Annotated in this window: 12 protein-coding genes; all 12 read right to left on the bottom strand. The window is 50.9% G+C overall.

The genetic code is table 11. From position 1 onward, the window contains the following. Nucleotides 1-828 (bottom strand): fibronectin type III domain-containing protein, encoded by an 828-nt coding sequence (locus ACTJJJ_RS27230; RefSeq protein ID WP_440703602.1) that lies wholly within the window; start codon nucleotides 826-828, stop codon nucleotides 1-3. A 45-nt stretch (nucleotides 829-873) separates the two neighbouring features. Next, nucleotides 874-2,022, bottom strand: coding sequence for a hypothetical protein (locus ACTJJJ_RS27225; protein WP_426292310.1), 1,149 nt, complete (start codon nucleotides 2,020-2,022; stop codon nucleotides 874-876). A gap of 40 nt (nucleotides 2,023-2,062) precedes the next feature. After that, on the bottom strand, nucleotides 2,063-2,902 hold the full coding sequence (locus ACTJJJ_RS27220; protein ID WP_440703601.1) for a hypothetical protein: 840 nt from the start codon (nucleotides 2,900-2,902) through the stop codon (nucleotides 2,063-2,065). A 42-nt stretch (nucleotides 2,903-2,944) separates the two neighbouring features. Continuing rightward, complete coding sequence (locus tag ACTJJJ_RS27215; protein ID WP_188938622.1) at nucleotides 2,945-3,412, bottom strand: hypothetical protein; 468 nt, start codon at nucleotides 3,410-3,412, stop codon at nucleotides 2,945-2,947. 41 nt (nucleotides 3,413-3,453) lie between these two features. Next, a complete protein-coding gene (locus tag ACTJJJ_RS27210) occupies nucleotides 3,454-5,922 on the bottom strand; it encodes an ATP-dependent Clp protease ATP-binding subunit (protein WP_440703600.1) in 2,469 nt (822 codons plus the stop codon). Between the two features lie 30 nt (nucleotides 5,923-5,952). Then, nucleotides 5,953-6,900 (bottom strand): hypothetical protein, encoded by a 948-nt coding sequence (locus tag ACTJJJ_RS27205; RefSeq protein ID WP_440703599.1) that lies wholly within the window; start codon nucleotides 6,898-6,900, stop codon nucleotides 5,953-5,955. A 149-nt stretch (nucleotides 6,901-7,049) separates the two neighbouring features. Beyond that, the gene (locus tag ACTJJJ_RS27200; protein ID WP_426292305.1) at nucleotides 7,050-8,213 is read right to left on the bottom strand and encodes a hypothetical protein; all 1,164 of its coding nucleotides are present in this window, start codon (nucleotides 8,211-8,213) and stop codon (nucleotides 7,050-7,052) included. Between the two features lie 21 nt (nucleotides 8,214-8,234). Next, nucleotides 8,235-8,417, bottom strand: coding sequence for a response regulator transcription factor (locus tag ACTJJJ_RS27195; protein WP_188938618.1), 183 nt, complete (start codon nucleotides 8,415-8,417; stop codon nucleotides 8,235-8,237). A gap of 146 nt (nucleotides 8,418-8,563) precedes the next feature. Continuing rightward, entirely contained in the window at nucleotides 8,564-9,214 is a 651-nt protein-coding gene (locus ACTJJJ_RS27190) for a response regulator transcription factor (protein WP_188938617.1), read from the bottom strand. Between the two features lie 235 nt (nucleotides 9,215-9,449). Then, complete coding sequence (locus ACTJJJ_RS27185) at nucleotides 9,450-10,568, bottom strand: DmpA family aminopeptidase (RefSeq protein WP_188938616.1); 1,119 nt, start codon at nucleotides 10,566-10,568, stop codon at nucleotides 9,450-9,452. Between the two features lie 89 nt (nucleotides 10,569-10,657). Then, a complete protein-coding gene (locus tag ACTJJJ_RS27180; protein ID WP_188938615.1) occupies nucleotides 10,658-11,581 on the bottom strand; it encodes a DUF4249 domain-containing protein in 924 nt (307 codons plus the stop codon). A gap of 41 nt (nucleotides 11,582-11,622) precedes the next feature. Beyond that, on the bottom strand, nucleotides 11,623-13,986 hold the full coding sequence (locus ACTJJJ_RS27175) for a TonB-dependent receptor (protein ID WP_188938614.1): 2,364 nt from the start codon (nucleotides 13,984-13,986) through the stop codon (nucleotides 11,623-11,625). Nucleotides 13,987-14,160 lie beyond the last annotated feature (174 nt).

The following is a 14,160-nucleotide window of genomic DNA, read 5'->3' as shown; positions in this document are numbered from 1 at the left end:
TTATTTTTCATACGTGGCCAGGCTTATCGTTAACACATTCCCCGAAATGGATTCTATCCGCCATTTGCCCAGCCTGCCTTCTCCGGTCTTGAATGCAATCACCGAATTGGCCGTCTGTGTGTTGACAACGAAACCGATGGCTTTGGGGCTCATATCATTGATCAGCGCCAGATCGAGGTAGGTGAGCTTGTCGTAATCGGCGACACCGAGATTTTTGAGCTGTAAATTGCCGGCTCCCGTGATCGACAACGTCGTTCCTCTCCCGGTAATGGTGAACAGGTCGAGTATCACATCTCCTTTTGGGTCGCTGGACGAAATCATATTCCCTGCATCCAAATCGAATGCAAGTCCGGGACCATTGGTAATTTTCACCGAACTACGCGTAGCGGAAATAGCGGGTGATATGGTCGTTTTGGCTTCCAGTATTTCGCTGTAAGCAATTCCACCACCTTCGTTGCGGGCGAAGAGGGCCACATAGTATCGGGTATCCGCAGCAAGGCCCGTTATTTTCTGATTTTGAATTGAAATCGGGACCTGCGCCGGTTTTTCTCCGATCTTAATCACCTTATCTTTCTGGATATCCAGCTGAGATGTTGTTCCATACACCAGTCCGTATTCCAGAATGCCACCGCTCTTCTTTTCCTGGCGGTCATTTTTACTGTCAGGGTTGAATATTGTGCCGCTTACAGTGAGCTCCGTGCGCCTGATATCGACCAGTTCCAGTTTCGAAAATGCCGGTGGAAGCGGATCAACGGGCGAAAAGAGATTACATGACTGGAAGATCACAGCAGCCAATAGCATTACATATCTTTTCAGCCGGTTTTTCATGGGGTTTCTACTTAGTTAATCCCGGTTACGGGTTTGTATATACGCTTACTGTTTGTCGTAAGTCAAAATGGTCACTTCCATATCTCCTCCACCAGCCGTGCCAGGCGTGCGATCTTCGCCGTGGGCATCGATGAGCATCTTGCCATACCTGCCCTGATTCGTCAGAAATGCGATGACGGTTCCGTTTTCCAGCTGGTTCGCCTTGGTATCGGTGTAACTCCCGTTAATGAAATTCGGAGAGAGGTTAGCCCGCGCGAGATCCGCGTATTTGACCTGATCGAAATTCACTTTGCCCAGGACTGCAAACTTCGCCCCGTTCTTTGGGTAAATGCCCGGCTTGTCATTGTAGGGATACCACGTACAGTCATCGGAGCCCATTTGTGACACCAGTTGGCCCAGATCCAGGTCATATGGATTGGAATAGTACATAATGAATGATTTTTTGGGGGTAAAAACAGAAGGTTCACCCAGTGTAAACCCTGTTGTAGCGTCACTGTAAATGATACCACCCAGCGTGATGGCGAATGCACGCGCATAATAAGTAGTTCCAGGGGACAATCCGCTCACATTGACAGTGAAGGCGCCTTTGGCCGCTTTGCCATTGGCATTCGCCCGGCTGTCCTTGGTCGTCGGCTCATTGTTCGTAGGGGAATAGCAAACTCCGAAGGACGTGATTTCGGCATTGCCTAGTGACAGGATATTGACTACAACATCCGCCGATGCCTTAGAAGTTGTTGTGATCTTGCCGATTGAAAGTTCTGCGAAAACATAGTCGTCCGTTTTGAAAGTCGCTACCGGGCCATATCCCACGCCGCCGCCCTGGTTCCGGGCATAAGTGCGGACGTAATAGGTGGTCAGCACAGACAAGCGGCTTATCTCCCTTACAAATTCAAACGGGGTCGGTGGATTATCTTCTCCTACTTTAATCACCGTTCCGGCTTCAAGAGTAGGCTGGTTTTGTGTAGCCCAAACAAAGCCGTATTCAAGAATCTTGCCGCTTTTCTTTTCCTGGCGGTCGTTTTTAGGGTCGAGATTTTCGATTTTCCCCCTCACCGTCGCGCCCGAGGTCCACACCTGCTCAACACTCACTTCCGATGCCGCCGGTGTGAGCGGATCTACCGGGGCAAACATATTGCAAGACTCGAAAAGAAAGGCAATACCCGTAATGATTAGTAGTCTGGTTAACTTTTGCATGGCTGTAATCGCTGTATCCAGCGGATTTGATCATTCATTTTCAGGAAGCTGCCGTGGTGGCAGGTTGCCAGTCGTTGTCCCAATATTCGATCAGCTGCGGGGTAGCAACCCTTCCGCGGAAGGTAACCGTGGCGTCGTAATGCGTTTGCGGAATAAGGTGGTTGCGCAGGCGCCTGATCCAAGGCTGTGCGTGACGTGCGGTGAGCAGCCCGCCCATGCCCATCTGGTTTTCGCGTTCCGACAATGTCACGCCATAGTGACTGTCGCTGTTCCCGGTCCCATTGACGTGTTCCAGCCCGAGCGTGTGTCCAAATTCATGGTTGATGGTAGTTTGCAAAAACGACACGCTGTGCGTTTCCGAGCCGATACGGGTGCGGCGGTCGTTCCAGTGCGATTCAAGGTCGTGTTGGGTGAATACGCCGGTCCGGTCGGCTTCGACTACAAAAGATCTGAATGTATCTTCCTGCGGATGGATGATCCGGTAAGTTTGATGTGCCTGGGCAGCCGAGTCGACCAGCTGAATGGACAATCCGCATTGAATGATGGCCGAATTGCGCGCTGCGTTGGTGCGGGGAACATACCAATCTTTGTTAGGATCTAGTACCATTTTATCGCTCCAGTGCCTTTGTACCACTGTAACAAAACGACTCTTGTAGTCTTCCCATTCGCGGTCGGGCCACCGTTGGAGGTGGAAACGGCCATAAGTATCATGCAGAATGCCATTTCCGGTGGCGTAGGTTTCGCCCATGAAAAAACGGGTGGTCGGTTCTACGCGCACAAGATGCACCTTGAACTGCAAGATCATTCCGAAGGTGGTATCGTCGATCGGGATGAGGCAGGAATCCCACCGTCGCGCATTTCTGAATAGGTGAATGTGCATAATGTTTAAGGTTTTTGGATGGATAACTTCTCGCAGGAAAGGTCAGGTAGTCGGTCGTTCCTGGGGACGGTAAAACCACATTTGTCCCGAGACGGTCACGCTCCCACCGCTCATGGCTCCCGTGCGGAGGTACAGGCGGTTTTGCTGTACGTTTCTGCTGTTATTTACATTGCATTCATATACTTCTACGGTACCGGAAGTGTCGACAGACATCACGATCGCTGTATGATGCGGGCGAGATTCTGTCCGCCAGGCACCATCCGAGCTGTCGAACCGGAACCTATAATTGCGGAACTGGATAATATCACCCGCTTCCAGGTTGGCCGAGGTGATGGCGGTGCCCCAGACGTAATTGTCATCCGTGCCCACATGGCCCATGATTTGGGTGGATGTTCTGGCGCCTGCGCTTTGAAGTGCGCGTTCGGCCAGGGTCCAGCATTCTCCGTTTCCAACCTGGCTAGCCAGGTTAGATTGCGCAAACTGTGCGACTGCATTACCAAGTACACTCATTTTCGATCTAGGAAGGTGTGAATAGTTTGATAGGATGGGTGCTATTCGAGAACGCCTTCGGATTGATGGACATTCCAGACCACCTCACCGTTTTCGTTGGTATTGATTTCAATAACCGATCCCTTTCCGGCCTCGCCTGAGATGATCATCCGGCTTACCGGCCTCCGGAGCAGGTTTCGGATGACGCCTTTCAGCGGCCTTACGCCATATCTCGGTGTAAAACCCTGCATCGCGATGTTTTTCCGTGCTTCGGGCGTAAGATTGAGGCTGATACCCTGTTTGTCGAGCAGGTCTGTAAGGCTGCGCAAATGGATATCAAATATTTTAACCACATTATCCTCTGAGATCGGTGCAAACGGGACAATCTCGGTTAATCTCGCCAAAAATTCCGGCCTGAAATATTTAGCCATGATCTCCATCAGATCTGATGACCGCGGAGTGCCACCCTTGCCGAATTCCTGAATAATATGCTCTTGCCCTATGTTGGAGGTGAAGAGAATCACGGCATTGGAAAAATCACCCTCTTTCCCCAACCTGTCGTGTAACTTGCCCTCGTCGAGAATTTGGAGGAAAAGGTCGAAAACAGACGGATGCGCCTTTTCTATTTCGTCGAAAAGAACCACTGAATAGGGTTTCTGACGAATTTTATTGACGAGCAAGCCGCCTTCTTCATAACCCACATAACCTGGAGGTGCGCCGTAAAGCAATGCAGCCGAATGTTCTTCCTTGAATTCCGACATATCGAACCGGATCAGGAAAGACTCGTCGTTGAACAGGAAATCCGCGAGTGCTTTCGCGATTTCGGTTTTCCCAGTTCCTGTTGGCCCAAGGAGAAAAAACGAACCAATAGGCTGTCCGGCCTTGATGAGGCCTGAGCGGGATTCAAGAATTGCCTCGGTCAATGCTTTCACGGCCTGGTCCTGGCCTACCACCCTTTTTTTCAATACTTCGTCAATTCCCAGCAACTTGTCGCGTTCGGAACTTTGGAGCTTACCGAGCGGTATGCCGGTTTTGTGGGAAATAATGGCGGCTATATCGTTTTTGTTGATCGAATCTGAGCGTCGCGTGGCGAGGTTTCGTAATGCCGATAGTTTGGTATTTAATTGGTTATGAATGCCTTCTGAGGTATCCAGGTCGGTTTCGTCGTTTGCGTCGAGTTGGCCGGTAAGCAGGGGGCTCAGCCTGTTGGGCAGCTGCCGGGCAAACCATTTGAGCTCGTGCAGTCTTTCGCCCTCGTCAACCGCCATCAGTGTGTCGAGATCGGTTTGCAAGGTTATTAACTCATTTTCAGATACTTCGTCCATTAACCGCATGGCGGCCATTGTCCGGTCGAGCAGATCGAGGGCGACGTCGGGAAGGCGGCGGTCTTTTACATATCTTTTCGCAAGTTTGACCGCCTCGGCCGCCGTGCCTTCGGAGACTTTCAAGCCATGGTGCGCTTCGTAAACGGGCAGCATATGCTCGATCATACGCGTAGCTGTGGCTTCGTCGGGTTCTTCCACATGGAGTACCTCAAACCTGCGGGAGAACGCTTCGTCTTTTTCAATATACTTTCTATATTCTTCCGGCGTAGTAGCGCCGATTAGTGTGAGCTCGCCACGTGCCAGTTCCGGTTTGAGCAATTGAGCAACCCCTGCGCCAATGGAGCCTTTCGGGTCCAGCAGCATGTGGATTTCGTCAATGAAGAGGATGGCTTTATCAAAGCCCTTCAATTCATTTAGAATGCCTTTTAACCGCTCTTCGATTTCTCCCTTATAAGATGCCCCGGCCACGAGCGCGCCTGTGTCCAGTTCGAGCAAGCGGGCATTTTGGAGTAATTGCGGGACTTTTTTTTCTGCAATGAGTTTGGAAAACCCTTCCACCAGTGCCGATTTGCCTACACCCGGTTCACCGGTTAATATTACGTTCGGTTTGCTGCGCCTGCCCAGGATTTCGGCCATCTGACGGATTTCCCGGTCACGACCAATAATGGGATCTGTTTTACCTTCGGCGGCTCGCTGTGTTTTATCGGAAGTATATTTTTCCAGATAGCCGGTACCTTTCGCTGCCGAAGCTATCGGTTTTGTGCTTTGATTTTCCCCATTTCCTGAAACAGGCGGGGCATTATGAAGGGCCAGTACTTCTTTTTGAGTAATGGGCAGGGATTTCAACTGATCTGATGAAAAACCCACGCCGGGTTTGAGCAATGCGGCTAATGCACAAAGCGGATCGGTATCGATATTGAACTGCAATGCGATGAGGTCCGCCAGTTCGAGCGCCGCCGCGGCCTGGTTGTCGGGTTGTGACAACTCGGGAACCCGCACCGATTTGGCGCTTTCTTCCAGGCGTACCTCTGCCCAGTCGCGCAGGTATGGGAGGTCTTTGCCTGCCATCACGAGCTCGGAAGCGAGGCCCACGTCATTGTGCAGCAGGCCCATGAGCAGATGCGCGGGACCAAACCGCTCCTGCCGGTATTCGCGCGCTAGCGACTGTGCGACCGTGATCGCGTATCTTAGTGCTTCGGTTTGCATGGATAAATAGGATGGGGTGGATGCTACTTTTCAGGGCTGATTTTTTTGTAATGCCAATAACCGCTCTGTCGCTTTGGCCTTCATGTCCTTATTGGCGGTCGAAACCTGTAAACCGTCAAATATCTGTTTCGCCTGGTCGTAATATACCTTCCGGTCGTTTTTGCGCAGGTTGCCCTGGGTCAACAATTGGTAATAACCTTCCGCTTCGGAATACCGGAGCCATTCGCGGTAAGTGACGGCGGTGCCGCTTTTGGCTGACAAGCATTCGTCGAGTTGCTTTTGAATAGCCACAATATCACCACTGCCCGATTTTGAACTTCTGCAATTGTCGAGATCGCGTTGCAGCGTCGCTACTTTGGCTTGCAATTCTTTGTCGGGGCCTCCTCCGCCACCACCGCCACCACCACCCCCGCCACCGGCTACTGCAGCAGTCAGAAGCTGGCGTTCCATCCCTTTGATTTCCAGATCTTTCATATTAATCTGGTTACGGAGATCATTCACCATTTGCATGTCTATGCCTTTGCTGTCCAATGTTCGCCGGAGTTCGCCGATGGTCTGCCGGTAGGTAACCAATGCCTCGGTCAGCTTTGCAATGCCGGTCGAAAGTCGCTTGTTCTGTTCGTGGGTCGCGGCTGCCGCCAGGTTATTAAAATGACTCATAATGCTATTGACGCGGCTTTCGATATCCACCAGCTGCGTCCGGGCTGTCGCTTTGGCCATTTCGTCGGTGGCGCTGCTGTACAGTCCGTCGAGCTGAATGAGCCTCCGCGATATCTGGCTAAGCGTGTCGGTATCAACCAGCATCGAGCCCTGTTCTTCGACGATCTCGCGGTATCGGCGGGTTTCCGAAGAGGAAACCGAGTCGGGGACCCGCATAAGCAGGTATACGGCTGCCAGTGGGAACGTGAGAGACAGTACATACATGCCCACAAACCTTCCTATTGCTGTTTTTCGCTGGGTTTTGTTAGTTGGTTCCATTAGTGCTACATGCTGGTGCGGTTATGGGGCTGGGTACCGTATCGTCTTGTGGCCCAGGGTTGAAACCCTGGGTTAGAATATCACAGGTTGCGACGCCAGAGGCGTCTATCATATATATCCCGGGGTTTAAACCCCGGGGAATGGGACGGTCAAAGGGGGCTCCACCTCGATTTGGTCTTCTCTGGTTGCACCGGCGGCTCGTGTACGGGGCTTTCGATGATAAAAACCTGCTGTCCTTTGCGTTTGCCGATAAATTCGAGCTGGCTTAGTTTGAGAAACAGGGCCGTCCACATGCTGTAAAAACTGTCGATGATCCGCAAACAAGGCAATATGTCGTTGTGGTTGTAAGGTGCCTGGATCACAGCCAGCAATTGCTTTTCTATACTTCCCGGCGAATCGTCCGCCCATTCGGCCAGGTAACCCAAAAGTTCTTCTTTTTCCCGGTCGGTGAGGCATTCCAGCGACACGCGGACCGCTTGTGCAGTCTGGCACATGGATGTTACCATTTGTACCGGTGGTTCGAAAGGGGCTAATCTCTGGAATCCGATATTGACGATTGTCATCGTGCTCACCAACCTTTCCACCATCATTTGAACACTGTCCGAAAGCGTACTTTTCTGGCTCTTGGTCTTGATCTTTTGCAGGATCCGAAACGAATACATTTCTATGTCATTCAGATAGCCCGTCCACCGGCTGTGCCATTCGCGCAGGTTTTTGTGGCTGCGTACCGTGCAACTCGCCGGCACGAAGTCGTGCAAAACGCGGAGCTCTGAATTACTATAGGCAAGTTTGCCGATGATCAACCCCGGCCCGCCCCATTGGTCGATATTGATCAGTTCCGAGGGTACGAGGCTCACGCGGTAAAGCGGGAGCGTGTAAGGATGCCGCACAGGGATCTCCGATTCGGATGGTGTTCCGGTCGGCTGCCTTTCGAACATGCCTACGCTGAGTACGATATATATTTCAAGATTCTGCGTCATCGGAAGCCGGTATTGTTCCAGGATTCCGGAAAGCGAAGTATCGAGCCTGAGATCGTCGGTTTCTTCGAGGTCAAGCATGCTGCCGTCGGGCGAAATGGCCTGGCAGCGGTTCAGTTTTACCCTGATCTGATTTCCCGCGTCACCCAGTACCTGTATTTCCAGCGGATCGCTCCCGTCTTTCGGGAGCAGCAGGCCATAGTTCAGCGGCGTTAACAATGCGGCCCCGGCGCGTCGAACCTGATCGGTGTGGTAGTGATCTGTTTCGATAAAATGCTGCCGCGAGATTTTCATCCCGTCGACCCAGTTGACGGCCATGCGACGAATATCTGCCATACCAATTTATAATTACGCGAATTACATTTTCATGGCTGCTTTCACCAGCCCTATCACCGAACGTACACCGAATTTTCTGAACAGACTTCGCCGGTAGGCTTCCACGGTGGAAATGCTCACTTCCAGCCTTTCGGCGATCTCCTTGGAGCTCATTTCGTCCATGACCAGATCCAGGATTTCCTTTTCGCGCTTTGTCAGTTCCATAATTAAAATACTTAGACAAAGTTGTTGCGGCGCAGGCGCTATTTCAATCGGCAGATACCCTGAATTTTTCGGATTTTTACCCTGATTTTACTAATGGTTTTGACTATCCTTTCTAAGGGTTTTCCACTACGAACATCAACAAAAAACTACACTACGCCCATGCGGACGGCTATTTTGGTGAGGCCTACCGAGTTTCTGACACCCAGTTTCTGAAAGAGGTTACGGCGATGGGTTTCGACGGTTTTGTCGCTGATGCACAACTCGCTGGCGATCTTATTGGTAGAGTACTCGCTGGCTACGAGCCGGAGAATTTCAACTTCCCTCTTGCTTAAAAAATCACGTGTGGAAGGTGCGGGCTCCTGAATGTATTTATCCATGGATGTTTCGGCCAATTTGAGCATTACTTCCTGCCCATAATACACTTTCCCTTCTGAAACGGAGCGTATGGCGCGTTCCCATTCATCGAGCTCGGCTTCGAAAACAATGTAGCCGCTTACACCCGACCGTACCACCTCCCGGACCGATTCGGCCGAGGGGCTGGGGGCGAGCAGAAGGAATTTTAATTTGGGGTAGAGTTTTCTGATCTTTAAAATCTGGTCTGCCGTCTTCTCGGCGTGATGTGCGAATACAACTACTATATCGATGTCTTTCAGGTAGGGTAACTGGGTGATTTGTTCAAGATTGTTGCATTTACCAACCAGCTCGATGTAAGACCTCCTCCTCAGCCATTCTGCAACCGCCTCGCATTCCAGAGGATGCGGATGAACGAGGCACGCGTGTGTAATAGAATGTTCCATACTTTTCGGGGTTGAGTACTAGAATTTGCATGTCAAAAGTAATCCTAAGCGACAGGTTCGGCAATACGGGAAAGTACAGGAATAGCCAGGTAAGATTACCCGGTTTCGTAAGGGGTTGAAAATTAGGGCTTTTTAGTCGAAATCCTAACTAATTGTTTACATCATGTCAAATATAAGGGAATCCCTTAGGGGTATTCACTGACTGTTTACTATATACGTTTAAGTAAACCTCCGGTTATTCCTTGATCCGGCCGTACTTGCGCATGATTTCCAGCACTTTGTCCCTGGGCAGCTCTTCTATCTTGTGCCCCTGAGTCCCTTCCGAAGTTTTAGCCATGAAGAGTGAATTGATAATCGCTTCTTCGGTAGCTTCCATGGCGGCCATAAAGAGTGGCGAAACATAGTCGTTGTGCAGGAATGTCGAGCTGAAAACCGGTTCGGCCGTTTCATGCAATACTTTGTTTGCTGTGGAGAATGCGATCACATAATCGCCACTGCCGTTCGCGGCGATGCCGCCCGTTTGCGCCATGCCGAGCATGACACGTTTTGCAAGCCGTTTCAGGTTGCGGGCGTCCAAAGGGGCGTCCGTAGCGAGCACCATCATGCAGGAGCCGTCCGAAGACTTGTCGAGCGATTCTTTGAATGCATATTTGCCGAGTTCCTGGCCCACAGGAACACCATTTACCTTCAAAACACCTCCAAAATTGGTCTGTACCAACACACCTACCGTGTAATTGCCCAGCTTTTCAGGTAGTTTGCGTGAGGCTGTGCCAATGCCGCCTTTCCATCCGAAGCAGACCGTGCCGGTTCCCGCTCCTACATTCCCTTCCGCCACCGGACCATTTTCGGCCTGGGCCAATGCATTAAGGACGTGGTCTTTCTGTACGTGGCGCCCACGAATGTCGTTCAGGAAGCCGTCATTGGTTTCTCCGACGACAGGGTTGACCGATCTGACATTCTCGTTGCCTTTCTGTCCCAGCGTCCAGTCGATCACGGCGTCGGCGGCTGTGGGAACGCTCAGTGTGTTGGTTAAAACAATAGGGGATTCGATCGTTCCAAGCTCCTCGACCTGCGAATAGCCTGTCATTTTGCCGAAGCCATTACCAATGTACATCGCCGCCTGGACCTTCTGTTGGAACATGTTGCCGTCGTGTGGAAGAATGGCCGTCACGCCCGTGCGTACGTCCGCGCCTTCCGTGAGCGTTACCTGGCCTACCTTCACACCTGCCACATCCGTGATCGCATTCAATGCGCCTGTGGGTAGCACGCCTATTTTGATCCCCAATTCGCGGGGGCGCTTCTGTGCGGCGAGAGTGAGGGGCAGAATGAGGAGGAATGAAAGGAGGCTCTTCATAAGTCAGTTTTTTTAAGCATGAAATATAACAAAAAATCCACTGGGAACCGGGGCTCTCCAGTGGATACATCTGCTGTTGAAGTGTAATCTTAATCGTTGTCCGGGCGGGCCTTTTCAGGGTCTATCACCGTTTCTTTGCGGCTCACAGCCGACGCGCTGAAAAAGCCCAGGGCTTTGGGGCCTTTTGGGTCAGCATTGATGATGTTGGAACGGACGTTGGCGATAGGTGTCGCAAACAATCCGCCGTTTGCACCCTGTTCGCTTACTTGTTTGAGGAATTCAAATGCCTCATAAGTAATGCTATGAAGTTCCACACCCACTTCCGCACCTGCGGAATAGAGGGAGTCGGTGGTGATCGATTCGCGCAACGGCAGAATGAATATCAGGCCATCGGAAGGAGCACCGGCACCAAATGCAGCATCGTAGGCGATCGAAATATTGACCGCTTTATCGACAACCGCTTTGCCGCGGATTACGGGTTTGATCCAGTAAGTATCCCCCACACCTTCGAGATCCCGGGCGTAGAATGAGGCTACAAAACCTTCGCGAGGCCCCTTATCCGGTTCGAAAGGCCATTTTTCATGCCGGTATACCACTGAATCCACGGTTGGCACGCGTTTCAGCTCGGATTTGGCGGTGAAAATATCTGTACCGTTCACCACTTTGAGCGAATAAGTGCGGCCCACGTGTCCAAGCGTGTCGGCAGTGGTTTTACCCCAGGTGTATTTGCCATCGCCGTCGGTGTCCACGAATTTGTAAACTTTGCCTTTATCGTCGGTAACGGTCACTTCTGCGCCCAGTACGGGTTTCGGAGCGCTGTTGTTGAAGTAGGCTTGCGACCATGATAACGTAATTGCCTGCTCGCCGGGCTGATTGTTCAGCCAGCCGTCCACCACGAGCTGCGAAGGGCCGTCAGCTGTGTCCAGGTTGATCACGTCCTCGCAGCTTGTGAGGCTTATCAATGCAAGTGCGAACAATGCCGGGTATTTGATATATTTTAATGTTTTCATCATTGCTGTTTTTCAGGCTTTGTAATGATTTCCGTTGATTGATGTCAGAATTTGAAGTTGTAAGTGACGGAAGGAATGAAGTTTCCGATCACCGAGTAACGTACGGCTTCTGCTTTAAGCGGGTTGTCTTCGTTGATCCGCGTGTAGACCGAGAACGGGTTGCGGCGGTTGTATACATTGTAAACCGAGAACACCCATTCGCCTTCCCCTACTTTGAATAGCTTCTTTTTCGCTTTTAAGGTAGCAGCCAGATCCAGACGGTGGTAAGCAGGAATGCGGCTGTTGTTGCGCAGGCCATTGTAATTGTTACCGATCGTGATACTACCAACAGTGTACCGGTTGGTGGGGAATGTGGCTGGTGTGCCGCTCTGGATCGTGAAGTTCGACGAAAGTGACAGACGTTTGGTCAGTTCATAGATGGCCACCGCAGTAATGTTATGTGGTTTGTCGAAGCGTGCGGGGAACCAGTCGTCGTTATTAATTGATTCGACCAGACGCTCAGTTCTTGACAATGTGTAGCTCAGCCAACCGGTTAGCCTGCCTTTGTTTTTCTTCAAATAAAATTCCGCTCCATAGGCCCGGCCTTTGCCGAATAGCAGGTCACCGGCGAAATACTCGTTCAGCAGCAGATCAGAGGCAGGCACGTAGTCGATCTGATTGTACATTTTTTTGTAATACAACTCCACCGAAGCCTCATAGGTATTATCCTGAAAATTCTGGAACCATCCTAATGCAACCTGGTCGGCCTTTTCGGGCTTGATATTGATCCCGCTCAATGTCCATACATCAAGTGGTGAACTGGCTGCCGTGTTCGACAGCAAATGCAGGTACTGTGAAGTGCGGTTATAGCTGGCTTTAATGGAGGCATTGCTTGTAATACCAATATTCAATGCAGCGCGGGGCTCGAAATTACCGTAGCTTTTGATCACGTCGCCTCTTTTATATTCGGTACCGGGGAAAACCGGCTTCTTGCTGGCGCCCTTTTCCGTTTCGGCGTATTGATACTCCGTGGCTGGGCCGAGGCTGCGGAAGTAGGAGTACCTCGCTCCGTATTGCAATGAAATACGATCACCGAATTTCAATTCATGGCCAATATATAAAGCTGACTCGTCGGCATAGCGCGGTTCGAGGCTGATATCGGTCATTTCTCCTTCCGAAATCGCCGTGGCTTTGCCGGGGCGTGTATCATAATAGATGTACTGGCCGCCGAACGTCAACTGATTGTTGGGGGTGATGTAGTAGGTAAAATCAGGTTTGATACTCGTGCTGATGATCTTCGATTTCCAGTCGAATTTGTCCTTGGCATCGGGTTTGTTCTGATTCTGGCCCAGGTTATAGTCGTAGTTGCTGTAATAACCGGTCAGGTTCATGAAAAGCTTGTTCGAAAAAATGTGGTTCCAGCGGGCAGTTGCCGTTTTGTTGCCCCATCCGAATCCGAAATCACCTCCTCCGAACACATCTTTTCCAAAATAACCTGATGCGTAGAAAGTATCCTTGTTACCCAATTGGTAATTCACTTTCGCCGTCAAATCATAGAAATAGAATTTGGAATCTTTCAAATCCGAGTTCAAAAACGGTTTTGCCAGAATATCGATGTACGAACGACGGCCAGCTACGATGAAAGACCCTTTTCCTTTTGCGAATGGCTGCTCGTAAGTAAGGCGCGAAAATATCGAACCGATACCGCCGTTGATCTCCCGCTTTTTGGCATTCCCCTCTTTCATGCGTACATCGAGGATTGAGGAGATACGGCCGCCATATTGTGCCGGAATACCGCCTTTGATCAGTTTTACGTCCTTCACCGCGTCGGGGTTGAATACCGAGAAGAATCCGAAAAGGTGAGATGAGTTATATACCGGCGCTTCGTCAAGTAGTACGAGGTTCTGCGAAACATCGCCGCCGCGCACGTTGAAGCCCGAGGCACCCTCACCGACGGTCGTCACGCCGGGGAGCAGCTGAATGCTGCGGATCAGATCGACCTCTCCAAGCAATGCGGGCATTTTACGGATGGTTTTCATCTCGACCTTGTTCACCGACATCTCGATGCTGCGGACGTTTTCATCCTCTTTCTGTGTCGAAATGGTCACTTCCGAAAGCTGGTTGCTTTCGTCGGACATTTCGATGCTAACGGTCTTGTCGCCGTCCAGTACTACCTCGCGGGTCGCTTTTTGGTAGCCGATGTAGGTAAATACCAGCGTGTACTTACCGTCGGGAAGCGTGAGTGAGTAGAAACCATACGGGTTGGTGACCACGCCTGTTTCGGCCTCACGCACATACACGGACACGCCGATGAGTCCCTCGCCATTGGAGTTGTCTTTGACGTAACCGCTCACCGAGTGCCGGTTCTGTGCGAGGGCCGGCAGGCTGATCAAGGCTAATAGAAGGCATTTGAGTACTTTGTTTTTCATGGACTTTTATGGTAGTTACTAAAAACTGGTTTATTCTGTTGCTGGCAAAAGGGAAATAGCCGTTTTTAATGCAGACGATTAAATTGAATTTTTCCTTTTCTCCGTGACAACTCAATGTGGATATACCCCCTGCGTATTGAGAAAAAATATTTCAGCAATAGTTACAAAGGCCAG

This window comes from Dyadobacter sp. 22481, from assembly GCF_052044875.1.
GTDB lineage: Bacteria > Bacteroidota > Bacteroidia > Cytophagales > Spirosomataceae > Dyadobacter > Dyadobacter endophyticus.
This window is presented reverse-complemented; position numbering and strand designations above follow the sequence as displayed.